The 20,017-nt window shown below is 55.1% G+C and carries 15 protein-coding genes; 10 read left to right on the plus strand and 5 right to left on the minus strand.

Annotation, left to right across the window (positions count from 1 at the left end; genetic code table 11):
• Positions 1–18: 18 nt before the first annotated feature.
• Positions 19–1,668, minus strand: coding sequence for a methyl-accepting chemotaxis protein (locus VNZ60_RS07410; RefSeq protein WP_325657780.1), 1,650 nt, complete (start codon positions 1,666–1,668; stop codon positions 19–21).
• A 579-nt stretch (positions 1,669–2,247) separates the two neighbouring features.
• Here VNZ60_RS07410 and VNZ60_RS07415 point away from each other — a divergent pair.
• The 7 genes from VNZ60_RS07415 (at position 2,248) to VNZ60_RS07445 (ending at position 10,878) form a co-directional block, all read left to right on the plus strand.
• Positions 2,248–3,876 carry a methyl-accepting chemotaxis protein gene (locus VNZ60_RS07415; RefSeq protein WP_325657781.1) on the plus strand — a complete coding sequence of 543 codons (1,629 nt, stop codon included), beginning with the start codon at positions 2,248–2,250 and terminating at the stop codon, positions 3,874–3,876.
• A gap of 44 nt (positions 3,877–3,920) precedes the next feature.
• The gene (locus VNZ60_RS07420) at positions 3,921–4,385 is read left to right on the plus strand and encodes a chemotaxis protein CheW (protein ID WP_325657782.1); all 465 of its coding nucleotides are present in this window, start codon (positions 3,921–3,923) and stop codon (positions 4,383–4,385) included.
• Positions 4,385–5,674, plus strand: coding sequence for a CheR family methyltransferase (locus VNZ60_RS07425; protein ID WP_325657783.1), 1,290 nt, complete (start codon positions 4,385–4,387; stop codon positions 5,672–5,674). The genes VNZ60_RS07420 and VNZ60_RS07425 overlap by 1 nt, the downstream gene beginning before the upstream one ends.
• Before the next feature lie 80 nt (positions 5,675–5,754).
• On the plus strand, positions 5,755–6,471 hold the full coding sequence (locus VNZ60_RS07430; RefSeq protein ID WP_325657784.1) for a chemotaxis protein CheW: 717 nt from the start codon (positions 5,755–5,757) through the stop codon (positions 6,469–6,471).
• Entirely contained in the window at positions 6,468–8,789 is a 2,322-nt protein-coding gene (locus VNZ60_RS07435) for a hybrid sensor histidine kinase/response regulator (protein ID WP_325657785.1), read from the plus strand. The genes VNZ60_RS07430 and VNZ60_RS07435 overlap by 4 nt, the downstream gene beginning before the upstream one ends.
• Positions 8,786–9,838, plus strand: coding sequence for a chemotaxis response regulator protein-glutamate methylesterase (gene cheB / locus VNZ60_RS07440; protein WP_325657786.1), 1,053 nt, complete (start codon positions 8,786–8,788; stop codon positions 9,836–9,838). Before VNZ60_RS07435 ends, cheB begins: the two co-directional genes overlap by 4 nt.
• 29 nt (positions 9,839–9,867) lie before the next feature.
• Positions 9,868–10,878, plus strand: a complete 1,011-nt coding sequence (locus tag VNZ60_RS07445) for a GGDEF domain-containing response regulator (protein WP_325657787.1) — start codon at positions 9,868–9,870, stop codon at positions 10,876–10,878.
• 261 nt (positions 10,879–11,139) lie between these two features.
• Here the strand turns inward: VNZ60_RS07445 and VNZ60_RS07450 are convergent, their stop codons facing one another.
• Together VNZ60_RS07450 and VNZ60_RS07455 are read right to left on the minus strand one after the other, a co-directional pair.
• Positions 11,140–13,260: a hypothetical protein gene (locus tag VNZ60_RS07450; protein WP_325657788.1), complete on the minus strand. Its 2,121-nt coding sequence runs from the start codon at positions 13,258–13,260 to the stop codon at positions 11,140–11,142.
• Between the two features lies 1 nt (position 13,261).
• Entirely contained in the window at positions 13,262–13,951 is a 690-nt protein-coding gene (locus VNZ60_RS07455) for an NUDIX hydrolase (RefSeq protein WP_325657789.1), read from the minus strand.
• 204 nt (positions 13,952–14,155) lie between these two features.
• Here VNZ60_RS07455 and prs point away from each other — a divergent pair, with 204 nt between their 5' ends.
• Both prs and VNZ60_RS07465 read left to right on the plus strand, forming a co-directional pair.
• The gene (gene prs / locus VNZ60_RS07460; protein WP_325657790.1) at positions 14,156–15,019 is read left to right on the plus strand and encodes a ribose-phosphate diphosphokinase; all 864 of its coding nucleotides are present in this window, start codon (positions 14,156–14,158) and stop codon (positions 15,017–15,019) included.
• A complete protein-coding gene (locus VNZ60_RS07465; protein WP_325657791.1) occupies positions 15,019–16,488 on the plus strand; it encodes a nicotinate phosphoribosyltransferase in 1,470 nt (489 codons plus the stop codon). The genes prs and VNZ60_RS07465 overlap by 1 nt, the downstream gene beginning before the upstream one ends.
• Positions 16,489–17,000: 512 nt before the next feature.
• Here VNZ60_RS07465 and VNZ60_RS07470 read toward each other — a convergent pair.
• Both VNZ60_RS07470 and VNZ60_RS07475 read right to left on the minus strand, forming a co-directional pair.
• A complete protein-coding gene (locus VNZ60_RS07470; protein WP_325657792.1) occupies positions 17,001–17,624 on the minus strand; it encodes a TetR/AcrR family transcriptional regulator in 624 nt (207 codons plus the stop codon).
• Positions 17,625–17,754: 130 nt separating this feature from the next.
• Positions 17,755–18,363 carry a TetR/AcrR family transcriptional regulator gene (locus tag VNZ60_RS07475; protein WP_325657793.1) on the minus strand — a complete coding sequence of 203 codons (609 nt, stop codon included), beginning with the start codon at positions 18,361–18,363 and terminating at the stop codon, positions 17,755–17,757.
• A gap of 134 nt (positions 18,364–18,497) precedes the next feature.
• Between VNZ60_RS07475 and VNZ60_RS07480 the strand changes: the two genes are divergently transcribed.
• A complete protein-coding gene (locus VNZ60_RS07480) occupies positions 18,498–20,000 on the plus strand; it encodes an efflux transporter outer membrane subunit (protein ID WP_325657794.1) in 1,503 nt (500 codons plus the stop codon).
• The last annotated feature ends 17 nt before the right edge of the window (positions 20,001–20,017 follow it).

Raw genomic sequence — 20,017 nt, forward strand, 5'->3', positions numbered from 1 at the left:
TTTCCCAAAAAATAAAATCTAGGCGGCAACTCGCCGCGCCCCAGGCCGAGCGGACAATTGCGCAGCTTGCGGTGTGATGTCGACACTGCGCCGGCCTGGCTCAGCATGGTTGACATGACTGTTATCGGTTTTGAACACCGCTACCATCTGCGCCAGATTGACGGCTTGTTCCTGCAGCGATGCGGCGGCAGCGGCAGCTTGTTCCACCAGCGCGGCGTTTTGCTGAGTTACCTCATCCATTTGCGCAATCGCGTGATTGACCTGTTCAATCCCCGTGCTTTGCTCCTGGCTGGCGGTGGCGATTTCGCCGATGATGTCGGTCACCCGCTTGACGCTGGTAACCACCTCGCCCATAGTCGCGCCAGCCTGTTCGACCAGCTTGCTGCCGCTGCCGACCTGGCTGACCGAATCGTCGATCAACACTTTGATTTCCTTGGCTGCTGCGGCCGAGCGTTGCGCCAGGCTGCGCACCTCCGATGCCACCACCGCAAACCCGCGGCCCTGCTCACCGGCGCGCGCCGCTTCCACCGCAGCATTCAGGGCCAGGATATTGGTCTGGAAAGCGATGCCGTCGATGACGCCGATGATGTCGACGATTTTCTTCGACGAGCTGCGGATGTTACCCATGGTGTCAACCACCTGCGACACCACCGCGCTGCTATTGCTTGCCACCTGCGAGGCAGTTACCGCCAGCTGGTTGGCCTGGCGCGCGTTATCGGCGTTTTGCTTGACGGTCGAGGTCAGTTGTTCCATCGCCGAAGCGGTTTCTTCCAGCGATCCGGCCTGTTGTTCGGTACGGCTCGACAAATCCAGATTGCCGCTGGCGATCTGGCCGGAGGCGGTGGCAATGGTGTCGGTCGAACGCTTGATATTGGTGATCGTATGCAGCAGCGATGTGCGCATGCATTTCATCGCATACACCAGGCTGCTTGTGTCGCCCGGGCGTGTCGCTATATCCAGGCTGAGATCGCCATCGGCAATCCGGTTGGCGATAACGGCGGCATGACCGGGGTCGCCGCCGATTGCCTCCAGCATGCTGCGGTTGGAATAGATCACCAATGCAATCAGCGCCAGCGCCACCACCAGCAAGATGGCGCCGGCCCGGTACAGGGATTGCATGAAAGCCAGGTTCAGGTCATCCACATAAATGCCGGTGGTGGCGATCCAGTCCCACGGCTGGTAACCGAGTGCGAACGACATTTTCGGCACCGCTTCGGCAGCGCCGACACGCGGCCAGACATAATTGACAAAACCGCCGTCGGCCTGGCTGCCGGCCTTGGAAATCAGGGCAAATACCAGATTACCGTTGGGGTCCTTGAAATCGCTCATCTTGCGCCCGTCCAGCTCCGGCTTGATCGGATGCATGACCATCTCTTCATGCGACGTCGACACCGAAAAATAACCGTCCTTACCGTAGCGCATGGCTTTCAAGCGCGCCAGCGCCTGCTGCTGCGCCTCGCTCTTGCTGAGGGCGCCGCTGGCAGCCAGCGCGCCATATTCCTTGATGATGCTCATGGCGACGGTGGAGACATTGATCAAATCGCTTTGGCGTTCTTCCAGCCGAATCTGTCGTGCCTGATAAGCGTTGAACACGGAGATCGAAAATAATGCGACCAGGCTGAGCAGCAATGGCAGCCAGAGTTTTTGCGTAAAAGACAATCTGTTCATGAATGGGTCTCCGTTTTGCCTTGGCAATTATTGATATGACGAACAGCGATGACGAGCAGCGATAGCGAGCAACAAGCCAGCGGCGGCAATGCGCCTGTCGTGCCTTCCTTTGCTTTAACGGCAGAGCGTTTGAATAACTAAAGGGGAAATTGAGAATTTACACAACCGTGCTGAGTGCACAGGGCCAATTGAGCGACAGCGGATTAGGTTGCAAAACAGGTTTGCAAGGATAGGCTAGCTGTGTCGGCGATTTGCCGATGGAGATTTAACAATCAACACCTATGTTTGAGTGACTGTCCATCATCGTCACATGAAATTATCAATTGTTACCTTTGGGATTTCACAATGATATACAAATCAGGAATAAAAAATCTGCAATAATCGCGTCCTGCAGCGGTCCGCCATCGCCAAAAATTCGCCCGATTTCGACCCGACTGGTTTATTGTATCCACTTAGAAACTGACCATCGCGGCTCTATTATCAGTACACCAATTTCAGAGCGTTCTTAAGCCATAAGTCAGGCGGCAGCCCAACAGATAGATCGCAGCGATCATCGATTAACGACAGGAGAAATAACACGTGAAGCAATGGACTATTCGGCAAAGAATGCTGGTCAGTTTTGGTGTGATTCTGGCGTTGATGGGATTCATGGCCGGCGTCACCTACTGGAAGCTGGCCGCGATCCAGCACGAAACCACCAGCTTCCAGACTGACTCCATGCCGGGCCTGGAATTAAGCACCGGCATACGCTCGACCTGGTTTCAAAGTTATCTGCTGGCGTTGCAGGTGATCGCAGTGGATAACGGCGGCGAACGCAAGCATGACCTGGAAACCCTGCGCGCCGACAGCGAGAAAATGGACAAACTGATTGCCGACTACGACAAGACCATTTTCGAAGCAGAAGACAGAAGCCATTTCAACGCCTTCAAAGCTGCACGCTTGCAATACGACCGGATCATGGCCGAGGTATTGAAACTGGATGAAGCGCAAAAGAGTGCGCAAGCGCGCAGCCTGCTGATGGAACAATTACAACCGGCCTGGCAGCAAGGCCGTGCCGCTGCTACCCAATTGCGCGACTTTAACCAACAGGCTGAAGTGCACTCGGTAGAAAAAATCGAGGCCGCAGTGCTGGTCGCCAAAAGTACTTTGCTGGCAGCGTTGGTGATTGCGCTGGTGGCAGCGGTGATCTGCGGCTTCTTCCTGCTGCGCGCAATCACGCGGCCGATGGCGGACCTGATCGCCGCACTCGAAGTGATGCGTTCCGGCGATTTGTCACAACGCCTCAACCTCAATCGCCATGACGAGTTTCAGGCGCTGGAAGCAGGCTTGAATCGCATGTCCGATGAACTGACCGGACTGGTCGGGCAGGCGCAAAAATCGGCAGTTCAAGTCACCACATCGGTAGTCGAGATCGCCGCCACCGCCAAGCAACAGCAAGCCACTGCTAACGAAACCGCCGCCACCACCACTGAGATCGGCGCTACTTCCCGTGAAATCTATTCCACCTCGCGCGAGTTGGTGAGCACCATGAATGAAGTCTCGTCCGGCGCCGAGGAAGCCGCCAGGCTGGTCGGCACCGGCCAGGCCGGCCTGACCCTGATGGAAGACACCATGCACCATGTGATGGATGCGGCCGGCTCGGTCAACGCCAAACTGGCCATCCTCAACGAGAAAGCCAGCAATATCAATCAGGTAGTCACCACCATCACCAAGGTTGCCGGACAAACCAACCTGCTATCGCTGAATGCTGCGATCGAGGCTGAAAAAGCTGGCGAATACGGTCGTGGATTTTCTGTGGTGGCGATCGAAATCCGCCGTCTGGCCGACCAGACAGCGGTGGCTACCTACGACATCGAGCAGATGGTGAAAGAGATCCAGTCAGCGGTATCGGCCGGCGTGATGGGCATGGATAAATTTTCCGAAGAAGTGCGGCGCGGCATCGCCGACGTCCAGAATGTCGGCACCCAGCTATCGCAGATCATTCATCAGGTGCAAGCTTTGACGCCACGCTTCCAGTCGGTCAACCAAGGGGTGCAGGCGCAAGCTATCGGCGCCGAACAGATCAGCCAGGCGCTGGGACAATTGAGCGAGGCTGCTCAGCAGAGCGTGGAATCGCTGCGCCAGTCGAGCCAGGCGATTGATGAACTGACACTGACTGCGAACGGCTTGCGCAACGGCGTCTCGCGCTTCAAACTGAAACTCGGCTAAATGCTGCCCGGCTAAAGCAGCAACAGGAATTTGCAAACCACACCATGCTTTTTTTATTGTTCCAAATCGGCGAAGACCACTACGCACTCGACACCAGTCAAGTGGCGGTAGTGCTGTCGCTGGTCAAGCTGAAACAAATGCCGGCGACTGCGCCTTGGGTGGCTGGCGTATTCACCTACCGCGGCCAATCGGTGCCGGTGATCGATCTCAGCCAGCTGGCGTTGGGGCGCCCTGCCCAGCGCCGTCTCAGTACCCGCACGGTGCTGGTGCACTACCCTGCCCCCGGCCCGGATAGCCGTCTGCTCGGGCTGATATTGGAAAAAGCCAGCGAAATCATGCGCCGCGAGCCCTCTGAGTTTCGCGACAGCGGCCTCGATCACGATCATGGTGGCGCCCCCTACCTGGGCCCGGTCACCGACGATGCGCGTGGCTTGATTCAATCGGTCAAGATACAAGACTTGCTGCCACCCGCAGTGCGGGCGCAACTATTTCCGCCGGCGGAGCAATAATGCCGCTGGCAAAATTCGAAACCATGCTAAAGCGCAGCATGGGCCTGGATATCCAGTCCATAGGCCGCCCCATGCTGGAACGCGCACTGCACGAAAGACGCGGCTACTGCGGTGTTGACGACCTCGACGCCTACTGGCATTTGCTACAGGTGTCGGAGCCGGAACAGCTGCAATTGATCGAAGCGGTCATCGTGCCGGAGACCTGGTTCTTCCGCAATCGCGAAGCCTTCATCGAGATGGCGCAGTTGCAACAGCAATTGCAAAAACGGCGGCCGCTCAGCGCCAGCCAGCCCTTGCGCGTCCTGAGCCTGCCCTGCTCCACCGGGGAAGAACCGTATTCGATTGCCATGGCGCTGCTGGACGCCGGCCTGCCACCGCAGCATTTCCATATCGATGCGGTCGACATCAGCCCGCAATCGCTGGCCGTCGCGCAGCAGGCGGTGTACGGCAAGAATTCATTTCGCGGTAATTTCCTGAGCTTTCGGGACCGTTATTTCGCACTCAATGAACACGGTTATGCGCTATCGGAAACGGTAAGGCAGCAAGTGCGATTCGTGCAGAGCAATCTGTTTGCTGTCGATCTGTTGGCCGGGCAAGCGCCTTACGACATCATCTTTTGCCGCAATCTGCTGATCTATTTCGATCGCCCCACACAGCATCAGGCAGTGACCATCCTGACCCAGCGGCTGGCGCCCGAAGGCTTGTTGTTTGTCGGTCCGGCAGAAAGCGCCTTGATGATGCAACACGCGCTGACGCCGCTCAACGCACCGATGGCCTTCGCCTTCCGCCAGGGCGTGCCGAAACAAGAAATGCCTAAGCCAGCTGCGCCATCGACAGCGCCGGCCGCCGCCATTTTTGTGCCGCAAGCGGTAGCGCCATCGCCGCGGCCGCTGCCCGGATCTGCCGGTGCGGGCTCAGTTCGCGCAGTTCGCCCACGAGCCAGAGCAGCTGCAGATATGCCCGCGACGGCGCCGTCGCAAACAGCGCTAGCAACGGTGCAGCTGCTGGCCGACCAGGGCAAGCTGGACGAAGCCGCCAGCCAGTGCGAACAACTGATCCAGCACCACGGCGCAGCGGCTGCTGCCTACTATCTGCTGGGCGTGATCCACGACGCAGCCGACCGCAAACCAGCCGCCGCAGACTGCTATCGCAAAGCCTTGTATCTGGAGCCGACCCATGCCGAAGCCATGACGCATCTGGCGGCGTTGCTGCAAACCCAGGGCGACGCCGCCGGCGCCAGGTTACTTCAGCAACGCGCGCGGCGTTCGACAGAAAACAATCCTTCCTGATATGTGTTCAGCCCTGATTTTTTCAAACAACGATAGCAGCGGCCCAGACTGGCCGCTGCTGGTCGTATGATGTGCCAATCATGACAAGTACATCCCCTGAACCCCAAACCGATACCGCCATGCCATTGATCGACGATTGCTGGAACCGGATCGGCGTGCGCGGCGACGCTTCATGCGAGCGCCTGACGCTGCATATCGATTGCCGCAACTGCCCGCTCCATGCCCGCGCCGCTGCCGAACTGCTAGACCGTTTGCAGATAGACGATGTTGGCGGCAGCTGGTTTGAGCAAACCCTAGCGCGGACCCAGGAGCAAGCCGAGGAGCCGCGGCAAACTGCGGCAGACATGCGCTCCCTGCTGCTGTTCCGCATAGGCGAAGAATGGCTGGCGCTGCCGACCACGCTGCTGGAGGAAATCACCGAACTGCGCAGCGTGCATCGCTTGCCGCATCGGCAAAACGCCATCGTCCTCGGTATTACCAATATCCGCGGCGCGCTGGTGACTTGCGTTTCTCTGGCGGCGATGCTCGGCATCAGTGGAAACCCGCAAGCCACCGCGCGCCAGCAGCTGTTACGGCGCATGCTGATCATCCGACACAACGGCCAGACTACCGCTTTCACGGCGGATGAAGTGCACGGCACCTTGCGCATAGCCGCATCCGCTCAGCAAGCGCTGCCCACCACGCTAACCCGCGCCGCCGGCCATTTCACCCATGCGGTGATTCACTGGAACGGCCATAGCGTCGGTTTGCTGGATCAGGAATTACTGTTTCACACGCTGGATCGGAGCCTCGCATGAACGCTGACGAGATGCGCGACGCCTCCATGCTCGACCTGTTCCGGCTAGAAGTGGAAACCCAGGCGCAGGTCATGAGCAGCGGACTGCTGGCGATCGAACGCGCGCCATCCCCGCAGCAACTGGAAGCCTGCATGCGAGCTGCCCATTCGATCAAGGGTGCAGCGCGGATTGTCGGCATCCAGGCCGGAGTAGACGTGACGCATGTCATGGAAGATTGTTTTGTCTCGGCACAACAGGGAAAAGTGCAACTCGGCCCGCGCCGCATCGACCAGCTGTTGCACGGCGTCGATCTATTACAACGCATCGCCATCAGTGCCGAAGACGTGGAGCTGTGGCAGGCCGGCAGCGGCCGCACGGAAATCGAGGTCTTCCTGCAAGGCTTGCAAAACAGTTTGCAACAAGCTGACGATCGCGCCCGGGAGTCGGATTCAGAGTCGAACTCAAAAGCACTGCTGGCGGTAAGCATGGCAGCGGATGGCGCTGCCCCCGCAGCCGGCGAAACGCAGCAAGCCAGCAGTCAAGATCGGAATCAAGAGCGGAATGAAGACAAGAGCAAAGACCAGGCAGATCGCATGCTGCGCGTCACCGCTGCGCATCTGAATCAGTTGGTCAGCTTGTCCGGCGAGTCGCTGGTGGAGTCGCGTTGGCTGCCGGCATTCAATGAATCGCTGCTGCGCCTGAAACGGTTGCAGCAAAGCGCCGCGCAATCGCTGGAAATATTACATGACGCGCTGCGCGAGAGTAGTCTCGCTGGTGCCCAATTCAAGGCCTTGCAAGAGGTTCGGCAACAGGTCGACGCCAGCCAGAAAATGCTGGCGGAACGTTTGACCGAACTGGAACTGTTCGAACGTCGCAACAGCAGCCGCGCCCAACGTTTGTACGATCAGTCCCTGGCCTGCCGCATGCGGCCGTTTGCCGATCGGGTGGTCGGCTACGACCGCATGGTGCGCGATCTGGGACGCACTTTGGGCAAGCAGGTAAGGCTGGAGATCAACGGCGAAAACACCCAGGTCGATCGCGATATCCTGGAGCAACTGGAGGCGCCGCTGGTGCATCTGTTGCGCAATGCGCTGGACCACGGCGTCGAGCCGCCAGCGCAGCGGCGCGCTGCCGGCAAAAGCGATGAAGGCCTGATCACACTGGCTGCGCGCCACCATGCCGGCCTGTTGCAAATCACCATCAGCGACGACGGCAGCGGCATGGACCTGGAACAGTTGCGCACCTCCGTGCTGCAACGCGGCCTGGTTGACAGCGCAACCGCCTGCCGGCTGAGCGATGCCGAGCTGCTGCATTTCCTGCTGCTGCCGGGTTTCAGCATGCGCGACACGGTCACCGAAATTTCCGGACGCGGCGTCGGCCTGGATGTGGTCCACAACATGCTTAAGCGCATGCGCGGCACGATTCAGATTTTCAGCGAAGCCGGCCGTGGCATGCGTTTTCAATTACAGCTGCCGCTGACTTTGTCGCTGGTGCGCAGTTTGCTGGTCAGTATCGGCGGCGAGCCCTACGCCCTTCCTTTGGCTTACGTCAATCGCACCATGATATTGGAGCGGGATCAGATCGAATCGCTGGAGGGCCGTCAACATTTCGCGTTTGAAAATCGCCAGATCGGCCTGGTCGGCGCCAGCCAGATCTTGCAAAGCGGCGATGGCAACCCAGCAGCAGGCGACGATCGGATTTCCCTGGTAGTCATCGGCGACCAGAGCCAGACCTATGGCCTGCAAGTCGACCGTTTGCTGGGCGAGCACATGCTGGTGGTGCAGCCGCTGGATGCGCGCCTGGGCAAGATTAAGGATGTGGCGGCAGCGGCGTTGATGGAAGACGGTGCGCCGGTGCTGATACTGGATGTCGCCGACATGCTCAATTCGGTCGAGAAACTGATTGCCCAGGGTCAACTCGGCAAGATTCACGACAACAGCAGCCAGCAGCAGGTCCAGACTAGCAAACGGGTGCTGGTGGTCGACGATTCGCTCACCGTGCGCGAACTCGAACGCAAACTGCTGAGCAGCCGCGGTTACACGGTGCGCGTCGCGGTGGATGGCATGGACGGCTGGAACGCCTTGCGCAGCGAACCGTTCGACCTGGTGGTGACCGATATCGACATGCCGCGCATGGATGGCATTGAACTGGTCACCTTGATCAAGAAAAATCTGCAATTGAAGGCAATTCCGGTGATGATCGTGTCTTACAAGGATCGCCAGGAGGATCGCCAGCGTGGGCTCGAAGCCGGCGCCGATTATTATCTGGCCAAAGCCAGTTTCCACGACGAGACCTTGTTGCAAGCAGTTGAAGACTTGATCGGCGAGGCCCATTCATGAAGATCGGGATTGTCAACGATGCACCGATTGCGGTAGAAGCGCTACGCCGCACCCTGCTGCAGCGCCAGGACCACGAGATCATCTGGATTGCCGAGGACGGCCAACGCGCCATCGAACTCTGCGCGTGGCAAACGCCGGACCTGATCCTGATGGATTTGATGATGCCGGTGCTGGACGGTGTCGCCGCCACCCGTCATATCATGGCGCATACGCCGTGTGCGATTCTGATCGTCACCGGCGACGTCGGCGCCAATGTCTCGGCAGTCTATGACGCGATGGCCTACGGTGCGCTCGATGCGATCGATACCCCCAGCACCCTGAGCGGCTATCCGCGCAACGACGTCAACTCTTTGCTGGCCAAGATCGACTCGATTGAAAAACTGCTGAATCAGCGCCAATCGCCACCTGAACAGAAGCCGCCGCCGGCAACTGCGGCCAGCACCACAGCCGCCGCCAGAAAACCGTCATTGCCGGGCCCCGATTCAAAATACCTGGTCGCCATCGGCGCCTCCGCCGGCGGCCCGGCGGCGCTGGCAACCTTGCTATCGAAACTGCCGGCGGATTTTCCTGCGGCTTTAGTTGTAGTGCAACACGTCGACGCCCAATTTGCCTCTGGCATGGCCGAGTGGCTCAGCAGTCAGTCGAAGTTGCCGGTACGGCTGGCGCAGAGCGGCAACAGTCCGACCCCAGGCGTGGTCTTACTGGCCGGGACCGATGACCATCTGCGCCTGACCCGGCCGTTTCAACTGGGGTATACCGAGCAACCCAGCGGCTACCCCTATCGGCCGTCAATCGACGTATTTTTCCAGAGTATCGTCGGCTTATGGGCCGGCAAAGCGATCGGCATCCTGCTGACCGGCATGGGGCGGGACGGCGCCCTGGGCTTGAAAGCCATGCGTGACAAAGGCTATTACACGATCGCCCAGGATCGTCAATCCAGCGCCGTATACGGTATGCCGAAAGCGGCAGCGCTGCTGGACGCCGCCGACGCCATCCTGCCGGTCGACCAGATTGCCGACAGGCTGGTCAGCATCATATGCAAACGATAGCAACAATCAGTACAGATACGGAGCAAGTTATGCCTAAAGAATTAAATCTCGACATCGACGCCCCGCCGGACGATTATCCGGTCATGGTGCTGCTGGTCGATGACCAGGCCATGGTGGGCGAAGCCGTCCGCCGCGCATTGGCGAATCAGGTCAACATCGATTTCCATTATTGCGCGCATCCGGACGAAGCAATCGAAGCTGCACAGAAAACCCGGCCCACGGTGATCCTGCAAGATCTGGTGATGCCGGGGATTGACGGCTTGACCCTGGTGCGCCAGTATCGCACCACCCCGGCCACCCGCAACGTGCCCATCATCGTGCTCTCGACCCGCGAAGATCCGGCTGTCAAGAGCGCCGCGTTTACCGCCGGCGCCAACGACTATCTGGTCAAGCTGCCCGACACCATAGAGCTGGTGGCGCGGATTCGCTATCATTCGCGCTCGTATGTGAATCTGTTGCAACGCGACGAGGCCTATCGCGCGCTGCGCCAGAGCCAGCAACAGCTGCTGGAAACCAATCTGGAACTGCAGCGCCTGACCAACTCGGACGGTCTGACCGGGCTCGCCAACCGCCGTTATTTCGATGAGTATTTCGGCGCCGAATGGAAACGCGCCGAACGCGAGCAGAGCGCTTTATCGCTGCTGATGATCGATGTCGACGATTTCAAACTGTATAACGATACCTACGGCCACCTGGCGGGCGACACCGCACTCAAGCAGGTAGCAGACAGCATCGGCCAGTTTGCGCGGCGGCCGACCGATCTCGCGGCGCGCATAGGCGGTGAAGAGTTTGTGCTGGTGCTGCCATCCATGTCGCGCGAACATATGGAGATTCAGGCGGACAAGCTGCAGGCGGCAGTGCATGCACTGAACATCGCCCACGGCTCCTCCCGCAACGACGCCCGGGTCACCGTCAGCATCGGCGGCGCCAGCATGGCGCCACAACGCGGCAGCTCGCAGGAGAAACTGGTGGAAGCGGCCGATCAGGCGCTGTATCGCGCTAAGCGGGGCGGCAAGAACCGGGTCGAGATTGCTCAGTAAAACTGGCCGACCGAAGCGACGGCGCTATAGGGCCAAATACTGAGTCAAAAACTATTTGGCAGTCACCAGCCGCCATCTGCTCGCCTTAGACAAATCGCTGTCCTCCGCTTTCCGGGCTGCCAGCATCCGCACACGCCGCTTGCACGCGCAGACGATCACGCCGGTAACGCTTAGAGGAGATCAGATTCTTGAGCGTCTGTAATGCAGCCGAAACCAGCCGCAGCTTGATATCTCTGTGTCGCCAGAGCCGCTAATCTATAACTAGGCCTGAATAATCGTTCCATCCCCATACTCTCCCACAACGGGGTCTAAATTTTCTGGCGAGTGAAGAATCGTAGGACCTCGGGAGCAGGCCTGCCGCGTCAGGTACTCCGTCAATCCTTCCGCTTGAACTGCGGGAGGAATTACCGCATACATCTCCGTTAGTAATTCTATCGTTGCTCTCACAATCCACTCTATCGTGCGATATTTTGGAGCTACTATCTGGATGTTCTGCGAGTCAGTCTGATCGAAGAAACCATGTTGCAATTTGTGCCTGACATAAGAAAGTGCAGTGATACCAGGAATGGTGCGCTTTTCCAAATACGCCTGATTCCCTGCATCGTCATAACGGACGACGTGATCCGGAAACTCGTATCCCTCATCTTCCAGAAGTGCGTCCGTGACGATATTCGGTAACAGAGGCCGCGCGTCTTCGTGGCTGACTTCAAACAAGAGAATTTTCTTGAGTTTCTTCATTTCTTTCTGTTGTTCCGTGTCAGTTTTTCGGATGGCGATACTCGGAAAGTATTCGCGAATGAACTTATTGGATTCATTCATGAGTTCATCCCTGCTCAACTTTGCTTGCATTTGCAAAAACCTGTCGTCCATATCCATCATCTTCCAAGCGTGGTTAAGATCGTGGATGAGGAATTCGAGTGGGGACTGCCAGAATTCATCAACATAGACAGGTTCCGTTGACACCCCAACAAAATATATTGGAGTCCCTCGGATTTTCATGAGATCGGTGGCGGAAATGTTGTCGAAAGTCGGGATGATGATCACTTCGGGAATCCGACGCATCAGCTCCTCGTACCGGTACCAGTACTTCTTTTGAAAATGGATACTCAAATCCTTCTCAATACGGCAGGCCACATCAAAGAAGCCTACAGCTTCAAACAGGATACGCAGCGTCGGGGCATAGGGACACATCGGGCCGTTCTGGATCGTAACGTGGTGAAGTTTATGCAGCAACTGATCGCGCATCGACGCAAGTGCGACATTGTTGCGGCACTTCTCTTCTATCGCAGATAACATCATCTGGCTACGAACGTACTCAACCACTGGCAACAACTCCAGAACTGGCGTATCAAAGTTGTCGTTATTCGACTCAAACCGTGTCCGCAATCCACGGTACGCATCCAATGGGCGGCTTACCGTTTCGCGTATCCATTCATGATGAGAAGCCCCCTGCGTTTTAGTAAAATTTTTCGCAATGAGCGCAGCGGCAATCTGTTTGTGGTGACCGAAGGCAAAGGAGCCTTCTTTCGCGTTCGGCGTAGTAATCACGCTCTCCGGGAGCCACCTGCCTTCAACCCCTTCCGTTTCGGGAATCTCCACGAGGAATCCAACCGTATCAACGATATGACGCGGATCTGACGGGAGAGCGATGTCTTTAAGGTGATCGCGATATCCGTGAGAAATGGTTCTATCCATATAGATTCGCGCTTCTTTTCCTGCTTCGTTGCGGACGAAATAGTATTTACGCCCGCCTAATTCCGCAATTCCATATTCTGGTGTTACTGATCCGAACACTTTGCTGCCCGTTACCCTAAGTGCGGCAAAAATGTTGGATGGGATTCCGATCTCGTTTTGTTCATCTTCGTCGCGAAGCAAACCGCCAGGCAGCGACATACCCGCGGGAAAAAAAGTCCGGTCCAAGGTCAGGAATTCCCGCCCGTGCTCTCCGTCTCGCATCACAAGTACGTCGACAGTCTTACGAACCATGACCCCCTGATCAATTCGTTGCTTGGCCTGAATTTTGAGGTTCTGATCGGACAACAACGCATTCACTACTGTGGATTGATGATCTACGTTGAGATATTTACCAATGCAATTTTCGATGCCATTCTTGCGGATGGGGTCACGCAGGCGATGGAACCAATAAACCATATACAAGAGTGATTCGGCATAGAGGCTCGCCGAATAACTTTGCGTATCGAGAGCGAGCGCGTATTGATCGAGTATTTCCAAAACGATGCCCGTGGCAGTATCGCGTTGCGCGGTTGAGGACAAAGATGAAAGATCGTCGATAACGTCTGGGAATTCGCTGGTGTCTGATAATCCGAGGACAGGCGCAGGCGCGTTAAATACCATCATGTTTTCCTTAACGGTTTCTCTCATGTTAAACACTTAAATTGCGTTCAAAATTCACGATGTCGGCGCCTGGTTTCAGTGAGTAGAGCTGCGCCAATCGCCCACCTGAAGATATTTTTTCATTGGAAATTTCAAACATTTCTGATGCCTCAATTCGTCGCATCAAACTTTTTCTTTGAATTGGCTTTTCGATGATTGCTTCAATCACCTTGATCAATTGGCCGATGCTAAATTTTTCAGGTAAACAAAATACTGGAATCATTGAGTACAGCGTTTTCTGCTGAAGTCGCTGCCGCGCCATATCAATGATGTGCCGGTGGTCGAAAGCAATCAATAGCTTGGGCAATTCACTCACATTCAACCAACAGCTACTCTCTACAGACGCGATTTTAGACTCAACGTTTTGATGTGCTACCAACGCATAATAGGCAAGCGTAACGCTATAGCCACGCGGGTCACGCTTAGGTCCAGAGATCACCTGCAGTTGTTCCAAATAGCTCGGCACCAGCCCCGTTTTGTTCAACAATTTTCGGCGTGCAGTCATATCAGTGTTTTCATCCAGACTGATATCAATAAATCCACCGGGCAGCCCCCAATAACCCGCAAACGGCGATTCAGCACGTTTGGCCATGAGCACTTTCAAAACGCCATCGTGAACAGTGAAAAGCACGCTGTCCACAGTGAACAGAGGTTTGTCTATTTGCAATATGACATTCATTTTCTCGTCTTTTTATGTCTTTGGGACACTTTCTTTATAGCATAAATGGCAGCTTGATAAAAGTTGCGAAATTTCACTTTACTTTATGTCTCACAGACACTAATATCTCTTCATGTTTTATCCATGCCTCGATAAACCAAAGAAAACATAGTCAAACGAGCAAGAATTGACTGTGCTCTGATTACTTCAAAACAGGGTAAGCAAATGGGCAGCCACGCTACAAGCAATCGTCGTTATTTTTTACCAAATCCTCAGCCAGCGGAAGATTCGTTTAAGCATTTTCAATTTGGCAGCGGTGAAAATCACCTCCAAATTTTGGCGCCCAGCAGCTCCCATGTCGAAATCATGTTTCGCTACAGCGGAGATCAATCGCTGATTCAACTCATACTGCTGACCGATGCGCTTCGCCGCCAGGGCGCAAATGTGATCGATTTATGTATTCCCTATTTTCCAGGTGCAAGGCAAGACCGCGTTTGCAATTCAGGCGAACCACTGTCGGTGAAGGTCTACGCCGATTTGATCAATCAACAGCATTATCAAAAGGTTTGTGTTTTTGATCCCCACAGTGATGTGCTTGTCGCCCTTTTGAATAACGTCCATGTAGTCAAGAACCATCAATTTGTCCGAGACGTCGTGAACGACATTCGATCAGATTTTATTTTGGTGTCGCCCGATGCCGGTTCGAATAAAAAAATCTTTGAATTATCTTGTCAACTGGGCGGATTGCCGGTGATCCGGGCAGACAAGGTTCGCGACGTACGGAATGGAGCAATTATCGGCACGGAGATTTATTGTGACGATTTAAGCGGGAAGACGGCAGTGATTGTCGATGACATTTGTGCTGGTGGCAGGACTTTTATCGAATTGGCCAAAAAACTAAAAGCCAAAAACTGCAAAAAAATTATCTTGGCTGTGTCTCACTACGAAGGCACCGCCGATGAGAAAAAATTAGTGGCAAGCGGCATTGATGCGATATACACCACCAACAGTTTGCACGACTCCGCCGCAACGGAATTTTTAAATGTAAAAGATATTTGGCACTTTATGCCAGCACAAGGAGAAAAATAATGAACTTGAATCCCGCCACTGCAATCGACGGCTACAAAGTCGATCATCGTCGTCAATATCCCGACAATACTGAAGTTGTATTCAGCAATTTGACTGCCAGAACAACCCGCCGCGAATACACCGAGCATTTGGTTTTTTTTGGATTACAGTATTTTATAAAAAGTTTTTTAATCAAAAGCTGGGAAGAAGATTTTTTTAAACAGCCAAAAGACGAAGTCATCCGTCGATTTTCTCGTCGTATAAATAATTATCTGGGCCCGAATAATGTCGGCACTCAGCACATTGTGGATCTGCACGACCTGGGCTACTTGCCTATAAAAATTATGGCGTTGCCCGAGGGTTCGGTCTACTCGTTAAGGGTGCCATGTCTTGTGATCTTCAATACAGACGAGCGCTTCTTTTGGCTCACCAATTATTTGGAAACCATCCTCTCGACCAATGTATGGGGCATGTGCACCAGCGCCACTACCGCGCACGAATACAAAAAAATACTGACAGCTTACGCACTGGAAACCGATGGCAGCACCGAGTTCGTGAACTGGCAAGGGCACGACTTTAGCTTTCGCGGCATGTATGGCGCTGAAGCCGCCACAATGAGTGGTGCCGCCCACTTATTGAGTTTTACAGGCACAGACACCATTCCTGCTATCGATTTTCTGGAAGACTTTTACGGCGCAAATAGCGATTTGGAACTGGTTGGCGGCAGTGTTGCAGCAACTGAGCATTCAGTCATGTGCGCCGGCGGCATGGACAATGAACTTGAAACCTTCCGGCGCTTGATTCAGGACATCTATCCGGCTGGGATCGTTAGCATCGTGTCGGATTCCTGGGATTTCTGGCAAGTGATGACGGACTTTACCGTCAAGCTTAAAGAACAGATTTTAGCGCGAGATGGAAAAGTCGTGTTTCGTCCTGACACCGGTTGCCCAGTCAAAATGATTTGTGGTGATGCTGATGCCGAAATCGGCTCGCCAGAATACAAAGGCGCGATTGAATGCTTGTGGGAAGTGTTTGGCGGTAGCGAAACTAAGCACGGCTACAAAATTCTGGATCCCCATGTCGGCTTGATTTATGGCGACTCCATCACTATTGAGCGCGCCACGGCAATTTGTGCCGGACTCAAAGCCAAAGGATTTGCCTCAACCAATGTGGTTTTTGGAATTGGCAGTTACACCTATCAATACGTAACTCGCGATACCGATGGTTTCGCCGTTAAAGCGACTTTCGCCAAAATTTCCGGTGAAAATCGTGAGATTTTCAAAGCACCCAAAACGGGGGATGGAACCAAGAATTCAGCCAAAGGCCTGGTAGCCGTATACAAAAATGATCAAGGTGAATTTTATTTAAAAGACCAAGTGAGCTGGAATGAAGTCAATAACTGCGAATTTGTTCCCGTGTTTGAAAATGGACAATTACTCAACGAGGTAACCCTTACTGAGGTTAGGGGGCGTTTGGCCGCCACGATTTAATATAGGCAGTCATCAGATATGTTTTTCAGTTTGGGATTTTTTTATGTTCACCTTTTTCAATTCAAGAACTCGCAAAATTTAGAATCAATCGACGGCTTCAGTGGCAGCCCTGCATTCACGTGGAATCCGTCCGGACTCGAGCGGCCGAAACTTATTCTTTGTGGATGGCAATCCGTGGAACGGCAACCTCTGGTTTGATTCACTTCTTGCTCACCTCCGTTTTATTGGACGCCTTGACAATCAAACGGACTAGAACTGGTTGGCGTTCCATCTAAGCCCAGTGACAGCAACCAGTTGCGGTCATTGGCTTTTTATGACGCGGTTATTGATGTCGACGGTATTGCCCCTTCCTTCGATGTAATTCTAAGCGGTGGCTTCACTTCACATGGCTGCCATTCGCTGATTCAAACAACAATTACTTTGGCGTCGCTTTTTTTAGTTGAATTCATGCGTATCGAGTCGATTCCGCACTCGCGCCTGGTCAGGCTCAGCATCGGCATAAGCGCCCATTCTCAGCACTCGCTCGACTCAATCGCTGTCGGTGCGTAAACTTGTAGGAAGACGGTGATGGCTCGGTCTGCAGCGAGCTTGATCTCTTTTTCGTCCGGCGTCTCCCTTGCATGTAGCAGCAAAGGCTCAACAAGCTCGGCCTCCAATAAGGCTCGAAGATAGTCTGCAGCCAGTCGAGGGTCCTCGGGGCGCAGTGAGCCGATGGCCATGAATCGCGCTAGTAACGCAGCCACTTGAGCTCGCAATACAGTAATCTTTGCGTAAAAAAGCTTGCCTATACCAAAGCGGTTCGCTTCAGCGATGAGAAGGCGCCGCACCGCCACTATGTCGGGTGAACAGGTAAAGCTAAGTACGCGGACGCCATACTCGCGCAAGACGGTGTTTGGGTCTGAGCCCGAGGCGTCAAACAGCGTAACGATTTCCTCAATATATGCCTCAGTGGCGGCCATCATGCATTCGACGAATAGCTCCTCCTTTGATGGGAAATGGCTGTAGATCGTCGCTTTTGAACCACCTACTTTGGCTGTGATTTCGGAGACCGATGTCTGGTCAAACCCCTGCGTTCTAAAAAACTGGTAAGCCGTGTCAAGAATGGCCTGTCGTTTAGCATCTCTTTTCTTTGTCATATGGTCCTTCGCAAATCTGAACTGTTCGGTACGGTCTTCCAATTGTAAGCTTTAAGCTAAGATTCTGCAGCGGAAATGCAGCGTGGCTGGGATCTATCTTCTCGGTGTAGATAATGTGCGCCTACCGCATTTATCGCGCCGTGGGCGCGTAAGCGCGCATGAATACCGCTACGGCTCGCCCTACGGCGCGCAAAATCTCCTTTTCATCAGGTGAATTTTCCCTTACGTGCAACAGCAAGGATTCGACCACTTCGGCCTCGAGCAGCGCCCGGAGCTGCGCAGCGGCGAGTTGGGCGTCATCGGTACGAAGAACTCCCGCAGCCATTAGCTTGGATAGGAATGCCGCGACGAATCCCAGCAAATTGGTAATTTTGTTGAAGAACAATCTACCGATGCCGGAGCGGTCTGCCTCGGCGACAAGAAGGCGTTGCGTCGCCACGGAATCCGGGGAAGACGCGAAGCTGAGGAAACCGGCGCCGAATTCGCGTAGCGCTGTGCCTGGATCGGATCCCGATGACTCCAATAACGCAACGTTGCTTGTGATGTAGTCTTCGGCGGCGGCCATCATGCACTCGACGAACAGCTCCTCTTTCGATTCAAAGTGGCTATAAATCGTCGCCTTTGAACCGCCAACCTGGCGGGTGATTTCGGAAATTGTCGTTTTATCAAATCCATGGGCCGTAAATAGGCGATAAGCCGTATCAAGTATGGCTTGTCGCTTGATATCTCTATTATTCATCTTCTTCCTTAAATTGAACTGATCGGTACGGTACGTACTGTGTGGTACATTTTTGCTTGACACGCGAAATAAGTCAAGTTTAAAATGTACCACACAGTACGTACCGTACCGTACAGTTCTTAAGGAGCAATACCATGACTGCGGTAAATTTTTCTCGTTCTTCTCGTTCTTCTCGTTCTTTAACTGGCCGACGTGTCTTTAACGCATGTCTGGCTGTCAGCCTTCTCGCCATGGGCGGTTGCGCCCAAATCCCTGAGCTGGGTGTTGCACCCACACTGAAACCTGTGGAGCAACTGGCGAGCGCGAAGTCCTTTTCTTCCGCGCCGGTCACTTGGCCAGGAGATCACTGGTGGGAAGCATACGGCGACCCCCAACTCAATGCGCTAGTCGAGGAGGCATTGCGCGGCTCGCCAAACCTGGAGCTGGCTCAGGCGCGGTTACGCACGGCTGAGGCGGCAGTTCAAGGAGCAGGAGCCCCCCTCATGCCGGAAGTGACCGCTAATGCGTCCTTGGCGGAAGCAAAGCAAAGCTACAACTATTTGATGCCAAAGGCTGCCGTTCCCCAAGGGGGGAAAGACTACGGCCAGGCGACGCTGAATCTGTCTTGGGAACTGGATTTCTGGGGCAAGAACCGCTCGGCGCTGGCAGGAGCGATCTCGGAGCAACGCGCCGCCGAGGCGGAGGTAGCGCAAACCCGCCTGATACTGTCGACCTCGGTGGCTTCGGCTTATGCCGAATTGGTTCACCTCTTCGCCGTTCGAGATACCGCCGAGGCATCTTTGACGCTACGTACCAAGACCGTCGCGCTATTCCATCAGCGCAACGAGAATGGCTTGGAGAACTTAGCCAGCGTGCGCCAGGTGGAAGCGCGCCAGGCTGCGGCACAGGCGGAGTTGCTCGGCGTTGACGAGCGGATCGCGCTGCTGAGGAACGGCATGGCAGCGCTGTTGGGGGACGGGCCAGATCGCGGCCTCGCCATCATCCGCCCGACCGTGCAATTTACCGGCGGCGCAGGACTTCCGTCCAACCTGTCCCTGGAGCTACTCGGTCGACGGCCTGACATCGTGGCCGCGAGGCTGCGAACGGAAGCGGCTGCCAAGCGCATCGACCAGCAGAAAGCGGGATTTTATCCCAGCATCAATTTAATGGCTTTTGTTGGCGTCCAATCCTTGGGCATCGACAAAATGATCAAATCCGGTTCCGGTATTGGCAGTGTCGGCCCGGCAATTTCCCTGCCGATTTTCAATACGCAAGGACTGCAAGCGCAATTGCGCGGCGCCCGCGCCGAGTATGACGCATCAGTCTCGATCTACAACGCCACCCTGTCCAACGCCCTGCGTGAAGTGGCTGACGCGGCGACGAGCCGGAAAGCTCTCGACGGCGAACTGGCCGCATCGCGTGCCGCCGTCGCAGCAGCGGTAGATGCTTACGACATCGTCGACAAGCGCTACAAGGGAGCGCTTGCCACTTATCTCGACGTATTGAGCGCAGAAGACGCGCTTGTCTCGGCACAGCGCTCACTCGCTGACGTCGAAACGCGCGCGGTGGTACTCAATGTGGCCTTGGTACGCGCCCTTGGGGGTGGGTATCAAAACCCCGAAAAGCAGTCGAGCGGCAAGCTCGGCATCACTGGATGAATTAGGCAAAATTTAAG

The sequence above is a fragment of the Collimonas sp. genome (assembly GCF_035566375.1).
Classification (GTDB): domain Bacteria; phylum Pseudomonadota; class Gammaproteobacteria; order Burkholderiales; family Burkholderiaceae_D; genus Collimonas.